This window comes from Micromonospora sp. NPDC005707, assembly GCF_040631005.1.
In the GTDB taxonomy this organism is placed as follows: Bacteria; Actinomycetota; Actinomycetes; order Mycobacteriales; family Micromonosporaceae; genus Micromonospora.
The window spans coordinates 230372-252908 of the sequence record NZ_JBEXYR010000001.1 but is presented as its reverse complement, the minus strand read 5'-3'; the positions used below and the strand labels follow the sequence as shown (position 1 = coordinate 252908).

The following is a 22537-nucleotide window of genomic DNA, read 5'->3' as shown; positions in this document are numbered from 1 at the left end:
CTCTTCCGAGTACGCGGCCACCCCCGCATCCCTCGCGCGTGGGCGTCAACGGCGACGCCCGGATGGAGTCACCGTGAACCAGCACGACCTCGACGTCCTCGACGAGATCCAGCGGCGGGTGCTCTGGCTCGCCACCCGCATCGTGGACGCGGCCAACCACGACCGGGACACCGGCGACGGGGTGAAGGTCGGCGGCCACCAGGCGTCCAGTGCCTCGCTGGTCACGGCGATGACCGCGCTCTGGTTCGCCCACCTGGACGCCGAGGACCGGGTGGCGGTCAAGCCGCACGCCTCGCCGGTCTTCCACGCCGTGCAGTACCTGCTCGGCAACCTGGACCGGTCCTACCTGCCGAAGCTGCGGGCGCGCGGCGGGCTGCAGTCGTACCCGTCGCGGACCAAGGACCCGGACGGGGTGGACTTCTCCACCGGCTCCGTCGGCCTGGGCGCGGCCGCGCCGCTGTTCGCGGCGGTCACCCGTCGCTATGTCGACGCGCACTTCGGCGAGCGGCCGCACTCCCGGTTCATCGCCCTCATCGGCGACGCCGAGCTGGACGAGGGCAACATCTGGGAGGCCGTCGCCGACCCGGCCACCACGGGGCTGGGCAACGTGATGTGGCTTGTCGACTTCAACCGCCAGTCGCTGGACCGGGTGGTCCCCGGGGTGCGGATCAACCAGTGGCGGGGGCAGTTCGAGGCCGCCGGCTGGCACGTGGTCGAGGTCAAGTACGGCCGCAAGCTCGCCGAGGCGTACGAGCGGCCGGGCGGGGCGGCACTGCGCGACTGGATCGACCTGATGCCCAACGAGCAGTACCAGTCGCTGTTCGGGCTGGCCGGGCCGGCCCTGCGCAAGCAGTTCCTGGACGGAGCGCCGGCCGAGGTGGCGGCCTTCGTGGCCGACATCCCCGACGACGAGCTGGGCCCGCTCGTCACCGATCTGGGCGGGCACGACCTTCAGGCGATGCTCGACGCGTACGCCCAGTGCGACGCGGTCACCGACCGGCCCAGCGTGGTCTTCGCGTACACGGTCAAGGGCTGGGGCCTGCCGATCGCCGGCAACCCGCGCAACCACTCGGCGCTGCTCACCACCGAGCAGGTCGACGCGCTGCGCGCCGCGCACGGCCTGACCCGCGACACCGAGTGGGACCGCCTCGACCCGGCGTCCCCGGCCGGCATCCGGGCCGGCGAGCGCCGGGAGGCGCTGGCCCGCGCGCCGCGCGAGCGGGCGCTGGGGGTCACCGTCCCGGAGACCACGAGGGTACGGGTGAACAAGCCCGTCTCCACGCAGGAGGTCTTCGGCCGGGTGCTGGTCGACCTGGCCCGCGACCCGAAGGTCGCGCCATACCTGGTCACCACCGCGCCGGACGTGGCCACCTCCACCAACCTGGCCGGGTTCATCAACAAGACCGGGGTGTTCGCCCCCACCGAGCAGCGTTCCTGGACCGAGGACCGGATGCTGCGCTGGACGGAGACCCCGGCGGGTCAGCACATCGAGCTGGGCATCTCCGAGATGAACCTGTTCCTGCTGCTCGGCCAGCTCGGCCTGTCGTGGGACCTGTCCGGGCAGCCGTTGCTGCCGGTGGGCACGGTCTACGACCCGTTCGTGCTGCGCGGCCTGGACGCGTTCCTCTACGGCACCTACTCCGGTTCCCGGTTCGTGGTGGCCGGCACCCCGTCGGGCATCACCCTGGCCCCGGAGGGCGGCGCCCACCAGTCGACCATCACGGCCTCGGTCGGCCTGGAGCTGCCCGGGGTCACCTTCTGCGAACCCGCGTACGCCGGCAGCCTCGACTGGCTGCTCTGCGACGCGCTCGGCCAGATCGCCGGGGGAGCGGCGCCGGCCGCCACGGCCGCGCCGGCCGAGGACGGGGCGTACTACTTCCGCCTCAGCACCCGTCCGCTCGACCAGGCGCCGTTCGAGGCGGCCCGGGCGCGGATCGGCGACGCGGTGCTGCGCCGGCAGGTGGTGGCGGGCGCGTACCGGCTCGTCGACGCGCACGAGGCGTACCCCCACCTGGCGGACGCCCCGGTCGTGCAGCTCGCCGCCTCCGGCGCGGTGCTGCCGGAGGTCCTGGCGGCCGCCGCGGAGCTGGCGGAGGAGGGCGTCGCGGCGCACGTGGTCGACGTGACCAGCCTGGACCGGCTCTACCGGGCCTGGCAGCGGACGCTGCGCCAGGGTGTGCGGACGGCGACCGTGCCGAGCGTGCCCGGCGCGCTGCGGTCGGCGTTCGCCGACCGGGTGCCGGTGGTCACCGTGCACGACGCCGCCTCGCACGCGATGGCCTGGCTCGGTTCGGCGCTCGGCGCACCGGCGGTCCCGCTCGGTGTGGACGAGTTCGGCCAGTCCGGCAGCGTCACGGAGCTGTACGAGCTGCACGACCTGCTGCCCGGCAGCATCGTCAACGCCGCGCTGGCCGCCCTGTCGCTGCGCTGAGCCTCAGCCCGTGGGGCTGGGCGTCGCGGTCGGGCTGCCGTTCGGGGTGGGCGTGGCGGGCCCGCCCCGGGTCGGGGTCGGGGTGACCGGCACCTGGTCGCCCTTCGTCGGGTCCTGGATGATGTGCCGTTCCAGGTTGACCTGCGACTGCCCGGTCCCGCCCACGGTGATGTCGTCGTACGCCTGGAGCAGCTTCTGCTGGTCGAAGTAGAGCACCGTCATCGACAGCGGGGTGGGCTTCTCGCCCTCCAGGCCGCGCAGGCCGGCGCCCCCGGTGGAGCCCTCGACGAAGAGCTGGGTGGGCTGCTTGCCGGGCACCTGCGGCAGCTTCGACACCTGCCGGGCGTGGGTGTGCCCGGCCAGCACCAGCGGGCAGGTGCCGGAGAGCGGGCCGGCCGAGGCCGGGTCGTGCACCAGTGCGACGTTCACCGGCTTCGGTGAGCTGTTCACCGTGGCGGCGAGCTGCTCGCCGGCCCCGATCACCTGGTCGGCGACGACCTTGGTGAGCCCGCTGCCGGCCGGCGAGGTCTCCTTGTCCGGGGTGAAGCGGGGGTCGCCGATGCCGGCGATGGTCAGCCCGGCGACGGTGGTCGTGGAGTTGTCCAGCACGACGGCGTTGGGCTGGGCGGCCACCGCGGCGGCCGTCTTCGCCGAGTCGTGGTTGCCGCGGATGTAGACGTACGGCTTCTTGAGCAGGCCGATCGAGCCGACGAAGGATGCCTCGGGCTCGCTGCCCCAGTCGGTGATGTCGCCGGTGTCGATCACCACGTCGATGCCGAACTGCTCCACCACCGTGCGGATGAGCTGCCAGCCGGTGGGGTTGAGGTGCATGTCGGAGACGTGCAGCACCCGCGTGGTGCCGGGCGACGGTTGGACCACCGGCAGCGCCGAGACCGTGGTGTAGAGCTTGCTGACGTTGCCGACCAGCCGTTGCAGCTGCTCGGCGTACTTGGTGTAGTCGTTGGCGATCCGCCGCGCGTCACCGACGATCGCCGGCGCGTTGACCAGCAGCCCCTCGTAGCGCGGCTCCTCGATGGCCTGCGGCCGGATGGTGGCGGCGGCCAGGCCGAGGCTGCCGGCGGTGACCGCCAGCGCCAGCCCGCCGGCCCACGCGGTGCGGCGCGTGTCGCGGAAGACCAGCCCGGCCAGCAGCAGGGTGGCCAGCACGGACGAGGCCAGGGTCTTGAGGCCGAGCCGCATCACGCCGGCCCGGACGTCCTCGACCGCCGACTGGCTGGCCCGGCTGATGCTCGCCGGGTCGTCGATCAGCGCCTCGGTGCGCCGCTGGTCGAGCGCGCCCAGCTCGACGGTCAGGTAGGCCGGCCCGTCGTGGCTGTCCAGCAGCAGCGCGCCCAGCGGCGGGATGTCGACGGTGGTGCCGCCGCTCAGCGACGGGCTGAGGTTGAGTTGCGCGCGGAACGGCCCGATGTCGGTGCCCACGTGCCCGCCCACGTACGTGCCGGCCACCACCCCCGCGAGGGTGACCACGAGCAGGGCCAGCACGACGCCGAGCCGGCGCAGGCCGGTGCCGGGGCGCCACCGGCGGCGGGCGCGCCCGTCCTCCGGGGTCGTCGCGTCCCCGGTGCTGTGCTGCTCGTTCTCCTGGCCGTCCATGCTGAGATTCTGACCTGCCCGTTGAAGGATCTTGGCAAACCCGCCGGAAGCGGGGTCAGCTGCGCCCGGCGCCGCCGTCGGCGAAGACCAGCCGCAGGATCCGGTCGTCGTCGCCGGCCGGCTTGCCGCGCCCGTCCCGGTTGGAGGTGGTCACCCAGACCGAACCGTCCGGCGCCACCGCGGCGGCGCGCAGCCGCCCGTACCTGCCGGTGAGCAGCTCGCGCGGCTGGCCGAGGACCGTGCCGTTGCCGGCCAGCTCGACCAGCCAGAGTCGCTGCCCGCGCAGGCAGGCGGTGATCAGCAGCCGTTCGACGGCGGCCAGGCCGGAGCAGGAGGCGTCGCCGGTGCGCCACTGCACGACCGGGTTGACGTAGCGCCGGTCGTCGCCGCGCCCCTCGACCTGCGGCCAGCCGTAGTTGCCGCCCTTGTTGATCTGGTTGATCTCGTCCCAGGTGTTCTGGCCGAACTCCACGGCGTACATCCGCTTGTCCGGCGTCCAGGCGAACCCCTGCACGTTGCGGTGGCCCGTCGTCCAGACCGGGGAGCCGGCGGTGGGGTTGCCGGGGGCGGGCTTGCCGTCCCGGGTGAGCCGCAGGATCTTGCCACCGAGGCTCTTCGGGTCCTGCGCGTTCGCGGTGCGCCCGGCGTCGCCGGTGCTGGCGTAGAGGAAGCCGTCGGGGCCGAAGCCCAGCCCGCCGCCGTTGTGGTTGCCGGCCTTGGGGATGCCGGTGACGATCGGGGTCGGCGGCCGGCCCAGCTCCAGCTTCGCGATCCGGTTGTCCTGGGCGCTGGTGTAGTAGACGAAGACCGTGCGGTCCCGGGCGTACGACGGGGAGACCGCGATGCCGAGCAGCCCGCCCTCGCCCGCGGCCGCCACGCCGGGCACGGTCTGCACCACCCGGACGGTCATCCCCTCCGGCCCCGACTCCGGGCCGACCTGCAGGATCCGCCCGCTGTCCCGTTCGGTGACCAGCGCGGCGCCGTCGGGCAGGAAGGCGACGCCCCAGGGCACCGCCAACCCCTTCGCCAGCACCGTGGCGACGACCTGCTGGCCGGCGCCCCCGGGGCTGGCCGTGGTGGACGGCGACGGGAGGTTGGGCGGTTCACCGGCCGGGTCGGGATCCGGGTCGCCGAAGGCGCAACCGGCGGTGCCGAGCAGCAGCGTCGCGCAGGACGCCGCCAGCGCCGCCCGGAGGCGGCCGGTGCGGGGGTACGGGGGACGCGGCCTCACCCGGCCCAGCCTAGCCGGGCCGGATGGCGAACCGGGCCCGACGAACCGAGCCGTGCTCAACGGGCGCGCAGGGCGAGCAGGGCGACGTCGTCCTCCCGCCGCGGTGCGGCGGCGAGCAGCCGGTCGCAGAGGGTCGCGAGGGGGAGCGTGGCGGCGCCGGCGAGCTGCTCGATCAGCTCGGCCTCCCCCTCGTCGATCGGCCGGTCCCGGCGCTCGGTCAGCCCGTCGGTGTGCAGCAGCAGGGTGTCGCCGGGGGCGAGGGTCAGCTCCCGCCGGCCGCGCCGGGGCGGGCGGGCCAGGCCGAGCAGCGGTCCCCGGACCCCGTCCAGCACCTGCACCGCCCCGTCGGCGTGGACCAGCAGCGGCGGCGGGTGGCCCGCGTTGCACCAGGAGACCCAGAGCCCGGCCGCGGTCGGACGGACCCGGGCCAGCACGGCGGAGGCGACGGTCGGGACGGGCAGCCCCTGGATCGCCCGGTCGAGATGGGTCATCAGCTCGTCGACCGGGTCGTCCCGCCCGTACGCGTCGCCGCGGACCAGGTTCCGCAGCTGCCCCATGGTCGCCGCGGCCTCGATGTCGTGCCCGGCGACGTCGCCGATCGCGGCGACCAGGTCGCCGTCGGGCTGGACGAAGGCGTCGTACCAGTCGCCGCCCACCTCGACCCGGTCCGCCGCCGGCTGGTAGCGGGCGGCCAACTCCACGCCCGGCACCACGGGCAGGGTGGGCAGCATGCTGTGCTGCAGCACCTCGGCGACGTGCCGCTGCTCGCCGTAGAGCCGGCTGTTGTCCACGGCCTGGCTGGCGCGGCGCCCGATGTCCAGCGCAGTCCGCAGGTCGGCCTCGTCGAAGCCCCGCCGGGACGGCCCGTTCACCAGCGTCACGGCGCCGATGACCCGGACCCCGGTGGCGGTGACCGGCACGGTGAGGTGGGAGCCGAAGCCCAGCCGGCCGGCGAGCGGCACCAGCTCCGGGTGGGTGGTGCCCCGCTCGACGTCGGCCGGCGCGGCCGCTTCGCGCATGACCGGCCGCCCGGTCCGCAGCACCGACCGGATGATCGAGTCCGGGCCGAGGCCGGCGGCCAGCAGCGCGGCGAACCGGGCCACATCGGCCGCCCGGTCCGGGTCCCGGTGCGTGCCGGCGACGGTACGCGGCCGGCCCAGCCGGTCGACAAGGGTGATCAGGCACCAGTCCGCCAGCAGCGGGACCATGGTGTGCCCGAGCCGGTCGACCGCCGTGGCCACATCGAGCGTGCCGCCCAGCGTCTCGCTCATCCCGGCCAGCATGGCGAGCCGGTCGTGCGCCTCCTCGGCGCGGCGACGGGCCTGCTCGGCGCCCTGCACGGCGATCCGCAGGCGCAGCTCGGAGGAGCAGGCGGCAGCCAGGTCGGCGAGGGTGCGCAACTGCTCGGCAGTCCAGGCCCGGGGCTTGCTGTCGATGGCACAGAGCGAGCCGAGCACCCGCCCGTCCTGGTCGGTCAGCGGCATCCCGGCGTAGGCGGCCACCCCGAGGTCCTCAACGGCCAGGTTTTCCCGCATCCGTGGGTGGAGGCGGGTGTCGGGCAGCACCATCGGCACCTCGACGTCGACCACGTGCTGACAGAACGAGTGGCTCAGCGGGGTTTCCCGCCGGGCGGCCCACGGCTCGGGCAGCCCGGCCGCGCCGGGAAAGAACTGGCGGTCGGCGGTGACCAGGGAAACCAGCGCGACCGGCACGTCGAGCAGGTCGCTGACCAGGCGGGCGAACCGGTCGAACGCCTCGTCGGGCGTCGCGTCGAGCCGGGTCTCCGCGAGGGACCGGAGCCGTGCGGGGTCGACCAGCGCCGGAATCGGTCCGGCCGGTCGCCCCAGAGTGTCCTCGCTCATCGCCACCTGTCTCCGGAGTCGGGAACGCCGGCCGACGCTCCGCCTCGGTTATACCTCGCGTGGCCGATCGTCAATCGTCCCAGCGGCGGTCGTCACGACCCCGCCCACGGCCGCCGTCCGGGACGGCTATCGTCGGCGGTCGTGAAGGTTTGGATTCCGCACCCGGCCGGCCGGGGCCTCCTCGGCGACCTGCCCACGGGCGTCACCGTGGAGCTGCTGGAGGACCCGTCCCGGCCGCCGTCGTTCCCGACCGGTGTGCGGTTCTGGGTGCCGCCCTTCCTCGCCGGCCCGGACGCCGGCGCGCTCCTGACCGAGCTGCCGGACCTGAAGGTGGTGCAGCTCCTCTCCGCCGGAGCGGACGCCTGGGTGGGGCGGGTTCCCGAGGGCGTGACGCTCTGCGACGCGCGGGGCGTGCACGACTCGGCCACCGCCGAGTGGGTGGTCGCCGCGATCCTGTCCGCGCTGCGCGGCTTCGGTCCGCTGGCCCGCGCCCAGGCCCGCCGCGAGTGGGCGTACGACGAGGTGGCCCCGACCGACGAGCTGGCCGGCAAGCGCGTGCTGATCGTCGGCGCGGGCTCGATCGGCGCGGCCGTCCGGGCCCGGCTGGCACCGTTCGAGGTGAGCTTCACCCTGGTCGCCCGGACGCCACGCCCGGACGACGGGGTGCACGGGGTCGACGAGCTGCCCGCCCTGCTGCCCGAGGCGGACGTGGTGGTGCTGCTGGTGCCGTTGACCGAGCAGACCCGGGGGCTGGTCGACGAGAAGTTCCTCGCCGCGATGCCGGACGGCGCGCTGCTGGTCAATGCCGCCCGCGGCCCGGTGGCCCGCACCTCGGCGCTGGTCGCCGAGCTGGCGTCGGGGCGGCTGCGGGCGGCGCTGGACGTGACCGACCCGGAGCCGCTGCCGGCCGGGCATCCTCTGTGGGAGCTGCCGAACGTGCTGCTCACCCCGCACGTGGCCGGCTCGGTCCGTGGCCTGCTGCCGCGGGCGTACCGGCTGGTGGGTGAGCAGTTGCGCCGGTTCGCCGCCGGGGAGCCGCTGACGAACCGGGTGGTCGACGGCTACTGACCGGGTCAGCCGGCGGACTCGGGCAGTTCCTGCCCGGTGGCGGAGATGAGCCGGGGCAGGTCGGTGGCGCGGACGGCGGGGAGCGTCAGCGTCTCGCCGTCGTCGAGCCGGGCGACCGCCCGGCCGCGCTGGTCGGCGGCCAGCTCGGCGACCCGCGTCCAGGGCACCCGCCGCTGGCCGACGAGGGCCCGCAGCCGCAGCTCGCGGGCGTCCGCGTCGGTGCCGGCCCGCCACGCCCAGACGGCGAGCGCGAGCGGGATCAGCAGCACCCAGAGCAGCCACCAGCGCGCGGTGGCCAGCGGCAGCGCGCCGAGGAGCGCGACGAGCGCGGCGACCAGGATCGCCTGGTTGTAGCGGAAACGGACGGTGTCGGCGCGGCTCACCCCCCGATGATCCCACCCCCGGCCGGCGGCGATTCCGGCGGGCGGCCGGCGCCGGCCCGAGCCTGGGTGTGACGGGCGTCACGTGCTGTGTCGCGTAACCGGGGGCGTCCGGGATCGTTTATGGGCGTGGCCGCACCGGTCCCCGTCCGGCGGCGGTCGCACCCGATCCGACCCGCTGACCCCGCACGTCGTACCGCAACCGCACCGCCCCGTGCCCCCTCACGAAGGCGACCGCCGTGCCCGTCACCCACCCCGCCGCCGGTCCCCGCCGCCGGCCACCACTGCCCGACCTCGCCGTGTCGCTCGCCGGCGCGCTGTTCGTCCTCGCCGGCGCCGCCGGCCTGGTTCCCGGACCCGCCGCCGTGGCGCTCGCCGTGGCCGGTGGCTCCGCCCTGGCCTGTGTCCGGCTCGCCTGGCTGGCCGGCGCCCCGCCCGCGCCGACCGACCCGCCCGCCGCCGCGCCGGCCGGGCAGACGCCCGACGGGACCGTCCCGCCGGCCGGGCCGTGGCCCGGCGCAACCGTCCCGCCGGCCGGGCCGTGGCCCAGCGCAACCGTCCCGCCGGCCGGACGGCGGCCGGGCGGGACCGGGCCGCCGGACCCGCCCGAACCGGCCGCGGGCCGACCGACCGGGCGACGGGCCCGCCGGGTGGCGCTGTCCCGCCGGGTCGCCGGGATCCTCGACGTCGCGGTGCTGGCCGCCGGGCTCACCGTCGCGGTGCTGCCGTTGAGTGAACCCGCGCACCGGCTGCCGGTAGCCCTGGCCGGCCTGGCCGTCACCGCCCCGCTGTACACCGTCGCCCTGCTCCGGCTCCCCGGCCGCTCCCGGCTCTCCGGCGCGGAACGGCTGCGCCGTGGCGTGGACGTGGTCGGCCTCGGCGTCAGCCTGGTCTTCGCCGGCTGGGTGCTGCTGCCGGCCGGCCCGGTGCCGCCGGCCGCGCGGGTCGCCAGCGTCGCCGGCGCCCTGGCCCTGGCCGTCCTGCTGGTGGCCGCGTTCGCCGAGCGGCGCCGGCGACCGGGTGCGGCCCGCTGCCACGCGGGCGCGGCCGCCACGCTGGGCGGGCTGGCCCTGCTCGTGGTCCTGCTCGCCTGCACCGCCCCGGACCGGGCCGCGCTGGCCGTCGCGCCGCCGCTGCTGGCCGGCGCGCTGCTGACCGCGGCCGGCGCCCGGCGTACCGCGGCCGGGGAGCGACCCCGCACCGGCGTGGGACCGGCCGCCTGGCCCGGGCTGACCGCGCCGGCCGGCATCGCGGCGCTGGCCGCCGGTCACCACCTGTGGACGGTGGGACAGTTCACCGCACCGGAGATCGCCCTGGGGCTGGCCGTCATCCCGCCGATGGTGGTCCGGGAGGTGCTCGGCGCCGCCGACCACCGGCGCCGGGCCGAGCGGCTGGCCGAGAGCGAGGCGCGGCTGCGCCTCCTGGCCGGCGACGGGGAGTGGCCCGCCGACGCCCCGCCGGCCGACCGGGCCGAGCTGGCCCGCGTGCTCGCCCGGCGCGCCGGCGGCGCGCTGCTCGTGGTCGACCTGCACGGCGCCGACGAGACGGCGGTGCTGGACGGGCCGGTGCTCGCCGAGGTCGTCCACCGGCTCCGGTCCGGCTCCGGCCCGCACGACCTGGTGGCCCGGCTCACCGACACCGAGTTCGCCGTGCTCACCGACCTCGGGCCGGTGCCCGCGTACGCGCTGGGCATCCGGCTGCTGGCCGCGCTCGCCGAGCCCGTCCCGCGGCCCGGCGGGGCGAGCCGGATCCGGGCCAGCATCGGGCTGGCCGAGACCACCGGGGGCGAGCCGGAGGACGTGCTGCGCCAGGCCGACCTGGCCCGGCGGCGCGCGGTGCAGCTCGGCCGCGACCGGGTCGAGTGGTACGACGCCTACCTGGAGGAGCAGCTGGTCCGCCGGCTGGACCTGGAACGGGAGCTGCCGGGCGCGGTCGCCCGGGGCGAGCTGGACCTGGTCTACCAGCCGGTGCTGGCGCTGGCCGACCGGCAGCCGGTGGGCACCGAGGCGCTGCTGCGCTGGCGCAGTCCCGTGCTGGGCACGGTGCTGCCGGAGGAACTGCTGCCCGTGGCGGCCGACCTCGACCTGCTCGGGGAGGTCGGGCGGTGGGTGCTGGACCGGGCCTGCCGGCAGCTCGCCGACTGGTCGGGGGGCGGCCGGGAGCTGTGGATGGCGGTCAACGTCACGCCCCGGGAGCTGGCCGCGCCCGACTTCGTGGCCCGCACGGCGACGGCCCTGGCCGCGTACGACGTGCCACCGGAACGCCTCGTGGTGGAGGTGGCCGAGCCGGCGGTGGCCCCCGAGCTGTCCACCGTGGTGGCCCGGCTCGCCGGCCTCCGCTCGCTCGGCGTCCGCACGGCGCTGGACGACTTCCGCGCCGAGCACGCTTCGCTCGCCCAGCTCCGCCGGCTGCCGATCGACCTGCTCAAGGTGGGTCCGCACCTGGTCGGGCCGGTCGCCGACGGGCAGCGCCCGCTGATCGACGTGGTGGCCAACCTGGGCGACCGGCTCGGCCTGGAGCTGGTGGTCGAGGGCCTGGAGTCCGATGCCCAGGTGGCCGGGGCGCGGCGGGCCGGCTGCCGCTACGGGCAGGGCTTCGCGCTGGCCCGTCCGGCCCCGGCCGAGCGGGTGGAGGCGTGGTTCGAGGAGTTTCCCTCGACGCCCCGCTGAGCTGGTCGTTCAGCCGGATCGCTGAACCGGTTCACCGGAGTCGCGGCGGCGCGGTGCTGCCGCGCGGGGTGAGGTGGGCGGTCTCGTCCTGGATCCCGGTCACCGGCTCGCCGGCGATCACGGCCAGCAGCTGCCGCGCGGCGTGCGCGCCGTACGCGGGGATGTCCCGGCCCAGCGCGGTCAGCGGCGGGTGCACGAGCTGGCAGAGCGGGGAGTCGTCCCAGGCCACGATGGACAGGTCACCGGGCACGGCCAGCCCCATCTCCTGGGCCACGGAGAGCCCGGCGATCGCCATCACGTCGTTGTCGTAGATCACCGCGGTGGGCCGGGCGGCGGAGCTGAGCAGGCGGCGGGTGGCCCGGGCGCCCTCCTCGCCGGTGTAGTCGGACCAGACCGTGGTGGCCTCGTCCAGCCCGAGCCGCCGGCACACCTCGGTGAACGCGTCGGTGCGGATCTCGGTGTGCAGCAGCGAGGGGAGGCCGCCCACCCGGGCGATCCGCCGGTGCCCCAGCGCGACCAGGTACTCCACCGTCTCGACCAGGGCCGCCGCGTCGTCGGACCAGACGCTGGCCAGGCTGCCGGTGTGGCCGGGGCCGCCGATCACCACGGCCGGGAGTTGCAGCTCCTCCAGCGCCGGCACCCGCCGGTCGTCGGTGCGCAGGTCGCAGACGAACACGCCGTCCACCCGGCGTTCGGCCCACCAGCGGCGGTAGACCGCGATCTCGGCCTCCTGGTCGGCGACCACCTGGAGGGTCAGCGCGTAGGAGCGGGCCGACAGCTCGGCCTCGACGCCGCTGATCAGCTCCATGAAGAAGGGCTCGATGCCCAGTATCCGGGCGGGCCGGCACAGGGCCAGGCCGACCGCCTTGGCGGTGGCGCCGGAGAGCGCCCGGGCCGCGCTGCTCGGGCTGAACCCGATCTCGGCGGCGATGGCCAGGATCCGCTGTCGGGTCGCCTCGGACACGCCGGGCTGGCCGTTCAGCGCGTAGGACACCGCGCCCTTGGAGACCCCGGCCCGCCGGGCGACATCGGCGATGGTCGGCCGCTTCACCGGCGCGCTCCTCCACTGGTCCGGCCCTCGCGGGCCCGTTTCCACCGCCGGGGTGACCGGCGGCTGTCACGCTACTGCACCGGGTCGCGGCGCAGGCGGCGCGGCATGCCCGCTGGCCACTTGCCCGGTTAAGCGCCTGTGCGACCCGACCCCCTCCCCGGTCCGTTCGGGCGCGAGGACGCGCGTGAACACGCGCAAATCACGTCGATCAGGTTACCGGACGGCCCGGCTCGTAACCGCCCGTTGACAGCCCAGGGGGTGCCCCGTACGGTGTCCTCACTTATCCGGTTCAGTCAACGTTCCTCGATCTCGGGAGCGTTCCCATATTCGGCGCGGAGGATGACATGAAACGGTCCTGGACGCACTGGGCCCGGGCGGCCACCGTGGGTGCCGTCAGCCTGGTCATGGTCGCCGCCTGCAGCGGCAAGAGCACCACCGGCGGTTCCGACGCCGCCGACGGCCAGGTCACCCTGAAAATCAACTTCTGGGGCGACTTCGGCCTCCAGGACCTCAAGACGAGGTACGAGGCCGCGCACCCGAACGTCAAGATCCAGCTGAACTCCGGCGAGTACAACGCGCAGCACGAGGACCTGCAGAAGAAGCTCGTCGCCGGCAACGGCGCGCCGGACATCGCGGCGATCGACGAGGGCTTCATGGTCCAGTTCCGCAGCCAGTCCGACAAGTTCGTCAACCTGCTGGACAAGGGCGCCGGATCGTACGAGAGCAAGTACCTGCCCTGGAAGTGGAAGCAGTCGCTCTCCGCCGACGGCAAGACCCAGATCGGCCTCGGCACCGACGTCGGCGGCCTGGCCATGTGCTACCGCACCGACCTGTTCAAGGCCGCCGGCCTGCCCACCGAGCGCGACCAGGTCTCCGCTCTCTGGCCCGACTGGGACAAGTTCATCGAGGTCGGCCAGCAGTACACCGCCAAGACCAACAAGAAGTTCATCGACGCGGGCACCAACCTGTTCAACCCGATCCTCGGCCAGCAGCAGGTCGGCTTCTACTCCGACCAGGAGCAGCTCCAGATGGACGGCGGCCCCAAGGTCGCCTTCGACTACACCGTCAAGGCCGTCCGGGCCGGGCTGTCGGCCAACCTGGTCAGCTTCCAGGCCGACTGGGACAAGGGCTTCACCAGCGGCGCCTTCGCCGTGCTCGCCTGCCCGGCGTGGATGCTCGGCCACATCAAGGACACCGCCCCTGGCACCCAGGGCAAGTGGGACATCGCCGCGGTGCCCGGTGGCGGCGGCAACTGGGGCGGCTCGTTCCTGACCATCCCCAAGCAGGGCAAGCACGTCGACGAGGCGTACAAGCTGCTGGAGTGGCTGGTCGCGCCCGAGCAGCAGATCGAGATCTTCAAGAAGGTCGGCAACCTGCCCTCGCAGCCGGCGCTCTACGCCGACCCGGCGATCGCCGACTTCAAGAACCCGTTCTTCAACGACGCCCCGGTCGGCCAGATCTTCCCGAAGATGGCGCAGGGCCTCACCCCGCAGTACCTGGGCAAGAAGAACGGCCCGACCCGGGTCGCCGTGGAGAACGTGATCCGGCGGGTCGAGAACAAGAGCCTCAAGCCGGACGCCGCCTGGGCCGAGGCGGTCAAGGAGGCCGACAAGGCCGCCAAGTCCTGACCGACACCGGTGACGGGGCGGGCCACGGCCGGCCCCGTCACCGCCTCACCGCCGCACCCACCTCGGCCCTGGAGTGATCCGATGCCCACCACCCGTGCCGCGCCCGCGTCGCCGAGCCGCCGAGCCGCGCCGGAGCGCGGCCGCCCCGGGGGCGACGACCGGCGGCTGAGCTGGCGCAACCGGCTGTACCGCTTCGACATGCGCTACATGCCGTACCTCATGATCGCGCCGTTCTTCCTGCTCTTCATCGTGTTCGGGCTCTTCCCGCTGCTCTTCAACGCGGTGGTCTCGCTGCGCAACTACCGGCTCGACGATCCGACGCTGCCCTACTGGGCGGGCGGCGAGAACTTCAGCCGGCTCCTCGGCGACGAGGACTTCTGGAACGCCCTCTACAACACCTTCGGCATCTTCCTGCTCTCCTCGGTGCCCCAACTGCTGCTCGCGCTCGTGGTCGCCTCGCTGCTCAACCGCAAGCTGCGGGCGCAGACCTGGTGGCGGGTGGGGGTGCTGCTGCCGTACGTGACGCCGATCGTCGCCTCGACCATGGTGTTCAGCGTCTTCTTCTCCCGCGACTTCGGCATGGCCAACTGGGTCCTCGGGCTGTTCGGCCTCGGCGGCCCCGACGACCCGATCGACTGGCGGGCTGACAAGCTGCACTCCTGGATCGCCATCGCCACGATGGTCAACTGGAAGTGGATCGGCTACAACGCGCTGCTCTACCTGGCCGCCATGCAGTCCATCCCGCGCGACGTCTACGAGGCGGCGGCGATCGACGGCGCCGGGCCGTGGAAGCAGCTCTGGCGGATCACCGTGCCGATGATCCAACCCGTGGTGCTCTTCACCGTCATCCTCTCCACCATCGGCGGCCTCCAGCTCTTCACCGAGCCCATGCTGTTCGACCCCAACGCCCAGGCCGCCACCGGCGGGCCGAACGGCGAGTGGCAGACCATCGCCCAGCTCATCTACAAGGTCGGCTGGAAGGACCTCAACCTCGGCTACGCCGCGGCCATGTCCTGGGCCCTCTTCCTGATCATCCTGATCGTCGCCGGCGTCAATTACCTGGTGACGAACCGACTGTCCGGAGGGCAGCGGTGAGCGCGAGGAACGCAGCGATGCGGAGTACCGCAGTCGCGAACGAAAGGAGGCTCTGATGACCGCCGCCGCACCCCCGCGCCGCCGGCCCCGGCTGGTGGCCCGGGCGCCGCAGGAGACCACCGCCGGGCTCTGGACCTACCTGTTCCTCGCGCTGACCATGCTCTTCGCCGCGTTCCCGCTCTACTGGATGTTCGTCATCGCGACCAGCGACGACGAGGCCCTCGCGAAGCTGCCGCCGGCGATCGTCCCCGGCGACCGGTTCCTGACCAACCTCGATGAGGTCTTCTCCCTCCAGGACGTCTACTTCGCCGCCTCGCTGGTCAACAGCGTCATCGTGTCGACCGTGGTGACGGCCTCGGTGCTGTTCTTCTGCTCGCTGGCCGGGTTCGCCTTCGCCAAGCTGCGCTTCAAGGGCAGCAGTGCCCTGATGCTCTTCGTGGTGCTCACGTTGACCGTGCCCAACCAGCTCGGCATCGTGGCGCTCTACATCGTGATGGGCAAGCTCGGCTGGAACGGCACCCTGCTCGCGGTGATCGCCCCCGGGCTGGTCACCGCGTTCGGGGTGTTCTACATGCGGCAGTTCATCGTCAACACCGTCCCCGACGAGCTGGTCGAGTCGGCCCGGATGGACGGGGCCACCACGATGCGCGTGTACGCCAGCATCGTGCTGCCGGCTATCCGCCCGGCCCTGGCCGTGCTCGGGCTGCTCACGTTCGTGGCCACCTGGAACGACTTCCAGTGGCCGCTCATCACGCTGAGCGGCACCGACTTCCCGACCTCGATGGTGGCCGTGTCCGACCTGGCCAGCGGCAACTATGTGATCTACCGGCGGGTGCTGGCCGGGGCGTTCATCGCCACCGTGCCCCTGCTGGTCATGCTGTTCATCGGTGGACGTCAGATCGTCCGCGGAATCATGGAAGGCGCGGTGAAGTCGTGAGCCGTCAGACGCTGCACGAGGGTTGGGTGCTGCGGGCCGTGCCCGGTCCGCAGGTGCCGCCGGAGGTCGCCGGGCAGGCGGTGCCGGCGACCGTCCCCGGAGAAGTGCACACCGACCTGCTGGCGGCCGGCCTCATCCCCGACCCGTACCTCGACGACAACGAGAACCGCCTCGGCTGGATCGGCCGCACCGACTGGATCTACGAGACCACCGTGGACTGGCGGCCCGGCGACGACGAGCGGGTCGACCTGGTCTGCGCCGGCCTGGACACGGTCGCCACGATCACCGTCAACGGCGCCGAGGTCGGCCGCACCGAGAACCAGCACCGCGGCTACCGGTTCCCGATCCGCCCGCTGCTCCGGCCGGGCGCCAACACCCTCACCGTGCGCTTCGACTCGCCGTACCGCTACGCCGAGGCGCACCGGGACCGGCTCGGTGACCGGCCGAACGCGTACCCAGAGCCGTTCCACTTCATCCGCAAGACCGCCTGCAACTTCGGCTGGGACTGGGGGCCCAAGGTGGTCACGGCCGGCATCTGGCAGGAGATCGGGCTGCACGGCTGGTCCACCGCCCGGCTGGCCGGCGTCCGGCCGCTGGTCACCGTCGAGGGTGGCGTCGGCCGGGTCGAGCTGCACGTCGAGGTCGAGCGGGCGGCTGACGAGCCGCTCACCGTGCGCGCCACCGTGGCCGGCGCCGCCGTCGAGGTCACCGTCCCGGCGGGGGAGCGCCGCGCCGTCGCGACCCTCACCGTCCGCGACCCCGCGCTCTGGTGGCCCGTCGGGTACGGCGACCAGCCCCTCCACGACCTCGACGTGACGCTGAACGCCGCGGACGGCCGCGCGCTGGACGGCTGGTCCCGCCGGATCGGCTTCCGCTCGGTACGCCTGGACACCGCCCCCGACGCGCACGGCTCCGCGTTCACCCTGCACGTCAACGGGGTGCCGCTCTTCGTCAAGGGAGTCAACTGGATCCCCGACGACGCGTTCCCGAACCGGGTCACCCGGGCCCGCCTCGCCGAGCGCTTCGGCCAGGCGGTCGGCGCGAACGTCAACCTGCTGCGGGTCTGGGGCGGCGGCCGCTACGAGTCGGAGGACTTCTACGAGCTGGCCGACGAGCTCGGGCTGCTGGTGCAGCAGGACTTCCTCTTCGCCTGCGCCGCCTACCCGGAGGAGGAGCCGTTCCGCACCGAGGTCGAGGCGGAGGCGCGGGAGCAGGTCACCCGGCTGGCGAGCCACCCCTCGCTGGTGCTCTGGACCGGCAACAACGAGAACATCTGGGGCTGGCACGACTGGGACTGGCAGGAGGCGCTCGCCGGCCGCACCTGGGGGCGCGGCTACTACCTGGAGCTGCTGCCCGCCGTCGTCGCCGAGCTGGACCCGACCCGGCCGTACTGGCCGGGCAGCCCCTGGTCGGGCAGCGAGGACGTGCACCCCAACGACCCGGCCCACGGCACCACGCACATCTGGGACGTGTGGAACACCGACGACTACACGAAGTACCGGGAGTACGTGCCCCGCTTCGTCGCCGAGTTCGGCTACCAGGCGCCCCCCGCGTACGCGACGCTGCGCCGGGCGCTCTCCGACGAGCCGCTCGCCCACGACTCGCCCGGGATGGCGCACCACCAGAAGGCCGCCGACGGGGACCGGAAACTCCGGCGTGGCCTCGACGCCCACCTGCCGGCGCCCGCCGATTTCGACGACTGGCACTACCTCACCCAGCTCAACCAGGCCCGGGCCATCCAGCTCGGCGTCGAACACTTCCGCTCGCACCGGCCGGTCTGCATGGGCACCATCGTGTGGCAGCTCAACGACTGCTGGCCGGTCACCTCCTGGGCGGCCGTCGACGGCGACGGCCGGCGCAAACCCCTCTGGTACGCGCTCCGCCGCGCCTACGCCGACCGCCTGCTCACCGTGCAGCCGCGCGACGGCGGGCTGGCGCTGGTGGCGGTGAACGAGACCGGCCGGGCGTGGCAGGTGCCGGTCACAGTTACCCGGCTCACCCTCGACTGCGAGCCGAGGGCGAAGACCTCGGTGAAGCTCGACGTGCCCCCTTACTCCTCGGTGGTTGTGGCGCTGCCGTCGGAGCTGACGCGGCCGGAGGAGGCCCGGCGGGAGCTGCTGGTGGCGGAGCCCTGGGACTCCTCCGAGCGGGCGCTCTGGTTCTTCGCCGAGGACCGCGAGGTCGAGTGGCCGGCGCCGGAGCTGGACGCCACGGTCGAGCCGCTCGAAGGCGGCCAGCTGGTCCAGGTGACCGCACGGAGCGTGCTGCGGGACCTGACCCTCTACCCGGACCGGCTGCACCCGTCGGCGGAGGTCGATCAGGCTCTGGTCACCCTGCTGCCGGGGGATTCCGTGGCCTTCACCGTGACGGCGGACATCCCGCTCGACCCGGCCGCGCTGACCACCCGCCCGGTCCTCCGCTGCGTCAACGACCTCACCCGGTAACCGCTCCTGGATCTTGGGGAGTTGCCGTTCGTGGCGGACGGCAACTCTCCAAGATCTCGCCGATCCGCCTTGAGGCCGACTTGAAGATTTTCGCAAGTGCTAAAGTCTTCAGGGTTCTCGGGGAGGAGTTCACATGTCGGTGCCGCTGTACCAGGCCAAGGCGGAGCTGTTCCGCACCCTCGGGCATCCGGTCCGGATCCGGGTGCTCGAACTGCTCCAGGACGGGCCGAAGCCCGTCCGCGACCTGCTCACCGCCATCGACGTCGAGCCGTCCAACCTCTCCCAGCAGCTCGCCGTGCTGCGCCGGGCCGGCATGGTCACCTCGCACCGGGACGGCCCGCTGGTCGTCTACTCCCTCAGCACCCCCGACGTGGCCGACCTGCTCGCCGCCGGCCGGCGGATCCTCGGCGCGGTCCTCACCGACCGGGACGCCCTCCTCGACGAACTGCGCGCCGGGGAAGGGGAGCGGTGAACGCGGCGGCACCGACCTCCTCCGCCATCGACGGCCCGTCCCGGCCCGGCGTCCCCGGCGGCGGCCCGCGTCGCGCCGGCCGGCTGCTCCGGACCCGGCTGTCCGGGCTGCTGCCCGGCCGGTCCGACTGGGCGGCGGTGCGCCGCTCGCCCCGCCGCGACCTGCTCGCCGGGCTCACCGTGGCCGTGGTGGCGCTGCCGCTCGCCCTCGCCTTCGGTGTCACCTCCGGGCTCGGCGCGCAGGCCGGGCTCGTCACCGCCGTGGTCGCCGGGGCCGTCGCCGCGATCTTCGGCGGCTCCAACCTCCAGGTCTCCGGCCCCACCGGCGCCATGACCGTGGTGCTCGTGCCGGTGGTGCAGCGCTTCGGCGCCCGGGGCGTGCTGATGGTCGGCGCGCTGGCCGGCCTGATCCTGCTCGCCCTCGCCCTGGCCCGCCTCGGCCGCTACGTCCGCTACCTGCCGACCCCGGTCATCGAGGGCTTCACCGCCGGCATCGCCGTGGTCATCGCCCTGCAGCAGGTGCCGGCGGCGCTCGGCGTCACCGACGCGCACGGCGAGAAGGTCTGGGCGGTGGCCGCCGACGCGGTCGCCCGGTTCGCCGCCCACCCGCGGCCGGTGGCCGTCGCCGTCGCGCTCGGGGTGGCCGCGCTCATGCTGCTCGGCGCCCGCTGGCGGCCCGGCCTGCCGTTCTCCCTGCTCGGGGTGGCCGCCGCCACGCTGTTCGCCGAACTCGCACCGGTCGACCTGGTCCGCATCGGCACCCTGCCGCAGGGGCTGCCCGCCCCGTCGCTGGACTTCCTCGACCCCGGCGCGCTCGGCGTGCTGCTGCCCAGCGCGCTCGCGGTGGCCGCGCTCGCCGCGCTGGAGAGCCTGCTCTCGGCGACCGTGGCGGACGGGATGACCGTCGGCGAACGCCACGACCCGGACCGGGAACTCTTCGGGCAGGGCCTGGCCAACCTGGCCGCGCCGGTCTTCGGGGGCATCCCCGCCACGGCCGCCATCGCCCGTACGGCCGTCAACGTGCGGGCCGGCGCCTCCTCGAAGCTCGCCGCGCTCACCCACGCCGTCGCCCTCGCCGCCATCGTGCTGGCCGCCGCCCCGCTCGTCGGCCGCATCCCGCTCGCCGCCCTGGCCGGGGTGCTGCTCGCCACCACCGTGCGGATGGTGGAGGCCGGGTCGCTGCGGGCGCTGCTCCGGGCCACCCGGGCCGACGCCGTGGTGCTGGTGCTCACCTTCACGGTCACCGTGATCTGGGACCTGGTCACCGCGGTGGCGGTCGGGCTGGCCGTGGCCGTGGTGCTGGCGCTGCGCGCGGTGGCCCGCAGCGCCCGGCTGGAGCAGGTGCCCCTCGACCCCGGCGAGCACAGCGCCGAGGAGCACGCGCTGCTGGCCGAGCACATCGTCGCGTACCGGCTGGACGGGCCGCTCTTCTTCGCCGCCGCGCACACCTTCCTGCTGGAGCTGGCCGAGGTGGCCGACGTCCGGGTGGTCATCCTGCGGATGTCCCGGGTGTCCACCGTCGACGCCACCGGCGCGCAGGTGCTCGGCGACGCCGTCGACCGGCTGCGCGGGCGGGGGATCGCCGTGCTGCTCTCCGGCATCACGCCGGGCCACGACCAGGTGCTCAGCACGCTGGGCGTGGCGGAGGAGCTGCGCCGGGAGGGGCTGATCTTCCCGGACACCCCGGCCGCCATCCGCCACGCCCGCACCATCGCGCTGGGCGCCTGACCGGCGGGGCGGCCGGGCCGCCCGGACTACTCCGGCACCCGCCGGTAGGCGCCGTCGCTGGCCGAGGTGGCCATCGAGGCGTACGCGCGCAGCGCCGCGGACACCGGCCGGACCCGGTCGGCCGGGGTGTACGGGCGGTCCCGCTTCTCCTCGGCCACCCGGCGCGCCTGGAGCACGTCGTCGGGCACGTCGAGCCGGATCGACCGGCCCGGGATGTCGATGACGATCTCGTCGCCCTCCCGGACCAGCGCGATCAGCCCGCCCGAGGCCGCCTCGGGGGAGACGTGCCCGATGGAGAGGCCGGAGGTGCCGCCGGAGAACCGGCCGTCGGTGAGCAGCGCGCAGGAGCGGCCCAGGCCGCGGCCCTTGAGGAACGAGGTGGGGTAGAGCATCTCCTGCATGCCGGGGCCGCCCTTGGGGCCCTCGTAGCGGATCACCACCACGTCACCGGCCACGACCTCCTTGGCCAGGATCGCCGTGACCGCGTCGTCCTGCGACTCGTAGACCTTGGCCGGTCCGCGGAAGGTCAGGCACTCCTCGGGCACCCCGGCGGTCTTCACGACGCAGCCGTCCGGCGCCAGGTTGCCGTGCAGGATGGCCAGCCCGCCGTCGGCGCTGTACGCGTGCTCGCGGTCCCGGATGCAGCCGCCGGCCGCGTCGGTGTCCAGGGTGGACCAGCGGTTGGTGGTGGAGAACGGCTCGGTGGTGCGCACCCCGCCCGGGGCGGCGTGGAACAGCTCGACCGCCTCGGGGAGGGCGGAGCCGCCGCGCACGTCCCAGTCGGCGAGCCACCGCTGCAGGTCCGGCGAGTGCACGGCGTGCACGTCGCGGTGGAGCAGGCCGGCGCGGTCCAGTTCGCCGAGGATGGCCGGGATGCCGCCGGCCCGGTGCACGTCCTCCATGTGGTACTGCGGGGAGTTCGGCGCGACCTTGGCCAGGCAGGGCACCCGCCGGGAGATGGCGTCGATGTCGGCCACCCCGAAGTCCAGCTCCGCCTCGCGGGCGGCGGCCAGCAGGTGCAGCACCGTGTTGGTCGAGCCGCCCATGGCGACGTCGAGCGCGACGGCGTTCTCGAAGGCGGCCCGGTTGGCGATCGACCGGGGCAGCACGGAGGCGTCGTCGGAGTCGTACCAGCGCTTGGCGATCTCCACGGCGGTGCGGCCGGCCTCGACGAAGAGCGACCGGCGGGCGGCGTGGGTGGCCAGCGTCGAGCCGTTGCCGGGCAGCGCCAGCCCGATGGCCTCGGTGAGGCAGTTCATCGAGTTGGCGGTGAACATGCCGGAGCAGGAGCCGCAGGTCGGGCAGGCGGAGCGTTCGATCTCGCCGAGTTGGTCCTCGGTGACCGCCTCGTTCGAGGAGGCGATCATGGCGTCGATCAGGTCGATCTTGGAGTGGACGACGCCCTCGATGGCCACCGTCTTGCCGGCCTCCATGGGGCCGCCGGAGACGAAGACGGTCGGGATGTTGAGCCGCAGCGCGGCCAGCAGCATGCCCGGGGTGATCTTGTCGCAGTTGGAGATGCAGACCAGGGCGTCCGCGCAGTGCGCGTTGACCATGTATTCGACCGCGTCGGCGATCAGCTCCCGGCTGGGCAGCGAGTAGAGCATGCCGCCGTGGCCCATGGCGATGCCGTCGTCCACCGCGATGGTGTTGAACTCCCGACCCACGCCGCCGGCCTCGGCGACCGCGTCGGCGACCAGGCCGCCGAGGTCCTTGAGGTGTACGTGGCCGGGGACGAACTGGGTGAAACTGTTCGCGATGGCGACGATCGGCTTGCCGAAATCGTCGTCGGTCATCCCGGTGGCCCGCCACAGGGCCCGGGCACCGGCCATCGTCCGACCGTGGGTGGAGGTCCTCGACCGCAGCTCAGGCATGCATACCAGTCTGACACCGTCGGCGCGGTGGCCCCCGGGCACACGCGCCGTGTC

Annotated in this window: 15 protein-coding genes; 9 read left to right on the top strand and 6 right to left on the bottom strand. The window is 74.1% G+C overall.

Going from position 1 to position 22537, the window contains the following annotated elements:
* Window positions 1-73 precede the first annotated feature (73 nt).
* Entirely contained in the window at window positions 74-2431 is a 2358-nt protein-coding gene (locus ABZ452_RS01165) for a pyruvate dehydrogenase (protein WP_357937560.1), read from the top strand.
* Window positions 2432-2434: 3 nt separating this feature from the next.
* Here the strand turns inward: ABZ452_RS01165 and ABZ452_RS01160 are convergent, their stop codons facing one another.
* The 3 genes from ABZ452_RS01160 to ABZ452_RS01150 are packed head-to-tail and all read right to left on the bottom strand — an operon-like array spanning window position 2435 to window position 7138.
* On the bottom strand, window positions 2435-4045 hold the full coding sequence (locus tag ABZ452_RS01160; protein WP_357937558.1) for a metallophosphoesterase: 1611 nt from the start codon (window positions 4043-4045) through the stop codon (window positions 2435-2437).
* Window positions 4046-4100: 55 nt separating this feature from the next.
* Window positions 4101-5276: a PQQ-dependent sugar dehydrogenase gene (locus ABZ452_RS01155; RefSeq protein WP_357937556.1), complete on the bottom strand. Its 1176-nt coding sequence runs from the start codon at window positions 5274-5276 to the stop codon at window positions 4101-4103.
* A gap of 56 nt (window positions 5277-5332) precedes the next feature.
* Entirely contained in the window at window positions 5333-7138 is a 1806-nt protein-coding gene (locus ABZ452_RS01150; RefSeq protein ID WP_357937554.1) for a SpoIIE family protein phosphatase, read from the bottom strand.
* A 141-nt stretch (window positions 7139-7279) separates the two neighbouring features.
* On the opposite strand from ABZ452_RS01150, the gene ABZ452_RS01145 reads away from it, so the two are divergent.
* Complete coding sequence (locus ABZ452_RS01145; protein ID WP_357937552.1) at window positions 7280-8206, top strand: 2-hydroxyacid dehydrogenase; 927 nt, start codon at window positions 7280-7282, stop codon at window positions 8204-8206.
* Window positions 8207-8211: 5 nt separating this feature from the next.
* On the opposite strand, the gene ABZ452_RS01140 is transcribed toward ABZ452_RS01145, so the two are convergent.
* Window positions 8212-8589 (bottom strand): PH domain-containing protein, encoded by a 378-nt coding sequence (locus tag ABZ452_RS01140; RefSeq protein ID WP_357937550.1) that lies wholly within the window; start codon window positions 8587-8589, stop codon window positions 8212-8214.
* Window positions 8590-8825: 236 nt separating this feature from the next.
* On the opposite strand from ABZ452_RS01140, the gene ABZ452_RS01135 reads away from it, so the two are divergent.
* Window positions 8826-11255, top strand: coding sequence for a GGDEF domain-containing phosphodiesterase (locus ABZ452_RS01135; protein ID WP_357937548.1), 2430 nt, complete (start codon window positions 8826-8828; stop codon window positions 11253-11255).
* A 31-nt stretch (window positions 11256-11286) separates the two neighbouring features.
* Here the strand turns inward: ABZ452_RS01135 and ABZ452_RS01130 are convergent, their stop codons facing one another.
* Complete coding sequence (locus tag ABZ452_RS01130; RefSeq protein ID WP_357937547.1) at window positions 11287-12306, bottom strand: LacI family DNA-binding transcriptional regulator; 1020 nt, start codon at window positions 12304-12306, stop codon at window positions 11287-11289.
* 344 nt (window positions 12307-12650) lie between these two features.
* On the opposite strand from ABZ452_RS01130, the gene ABZ452_RS01125 reads away from it, so the two are divergent.
* The 6 genes from ABZ452_RS01125 (at window position 12651) to ABZ452_RS01100 (ending at window position 20609) form a co-directional block, all read left to right on the top strand.
* The gene (locus ABZ452_RS01125; protein ID WP_357937545.1) at window positions 12651-13934 is read left to right on the top strand and encodes an extracellular solute-binding protein; all 1284 of its coding nucleotides are present in this window, start codon (window positions 12651-12653) and stop codon (window positions 13932-13934) included.
* A gap of 81 nt (window positions 13935-14015) precedes the next feature.
* Window positions 14016-15029 carry a sugar ABC transporter permease gene (locus ABZ452_RS01120; protein ID WP_357937543.1) on the top strand — a complete coding sequence of 338 codons (1014 nt, stop codon included), beginning with the start codon at window positions 14016-14018 and terminating at the stop codon, window positions 15027-15029.
* 55 nt (window positions 15030-15084) lie between these two features.
* A complete protein-coding gene (locus ABZ452_RS01115) occupies window positions 15085-15966 on the top strand; it encodes a carbohydrate ABC transporter permease (protein WP_357937541.1) in 882 nt (293 codons plus the stop codon).
* Complete coding sequence (locus tag ABZ452_RS01110; RefSeq protein WP_357937539.1) at window positions 15963-18410, top strand: glycoside hydrolase family 2 protein; 2448 nt, start codon at window positions 15963-15965, stop codon at window positions 18408-18410. The genes ABZ452_RS01115 and ABZ452_RS01110 overlap by 4 nt, the downstream gene beginning before the upstream one ends.
* Before the next feature lie 133 nt (window positions 18411-18543).
* Window positions 18544-18882 (top strand): metalloregulator ArsR/SmtB family transcription factor, encoded by a 339-nt coding sequence (locus ABZ452_RS01105; RefSeq protein ID WP_357937537.1) that lies wholly within the window; start codon window positions 18544-18546, stop codon window positions 18880-18882.
* An 83-nt stretch (window positions 18883-18965) separates the two neighbouring features.
* Window positions 18966-20609 (top strand): SulP family inorganic anion transporter, encoded by a 1644-nt coding sequence (locus ABZ452_RS01100; RefSeq protein ID WP_357938165.1) that lies wholly within the window; start codon window positions 18966-18968, stop codon window positions 20607-20609.
* Between the two features lie 26 nt (window positions 20610-20635).
* Here the strand turns inward: ABZ452_RS01100 and ilvD are convergent, their stop codons facing one another.
* Window positions 20636-22483, bottom strand: coding sequence for a dihydroxy-acid dehydratase (gene ilvD, locus ABZ452_RS01095; RefSeq protein WP_357937536.1), 1848 nt, complete (start codon window positions 22481-22483; stop codon window positions 20636-20638).
* Window positions 22484-22537: the final 54 nt, after the last annotated feature.

Coding starts and splice junctions, on each gene's coding strand:
- ABZ452_RS01160 (WP_357937558.1), bottom strand. CDS start 4,045: ATGGACGGCCAGGAGAACGAGCAGCACAGCACCGGGGACGCGACGACC.
- ABZ452_RS01150 (WP_357937554.1), bottom strand. CDS start 7,138: ATGAGCGAGGACACTCTGGGGCGACCGGCCGGACCGATTCCGGCGCTG.
- ABZ452_RS01125 (WP_357937545.1), top strand. CDS start 12,651: ATGAAACGGTCCTGGACGCACTGGGCCCGGGCGGCCACCGTGGGTGCC.
- ABZ452_RS01120 (WP_357937543.1), top strand. CDS start 14,016: ATGCCCACCACCCGTGCCGCGCCCGCGTCGCCGAGCCGCCGAGCCGCG.
- ABZ452_RS01115 (WP_357937541.1), top strand. CDS start 15,085: ATGACCGCCGCCGCACCCCCGCGCCGCCGGCCCCGGCTGGTGGCCCGG.
- ABZ452_RS01105 (WP_357937537.1), top strand. CDS start 18,544: ATGTCGGTGCCGCTGTACCAGGCCAAGGCGGAGCTGTTCCGCACCCTC.
- ilvD (WP_357937536.1), bottom strand. CDS start 22,483: ATGCCTGAGCTGCGGTCGAGGACCTCCACCCACGGTCGGACGATGGCC.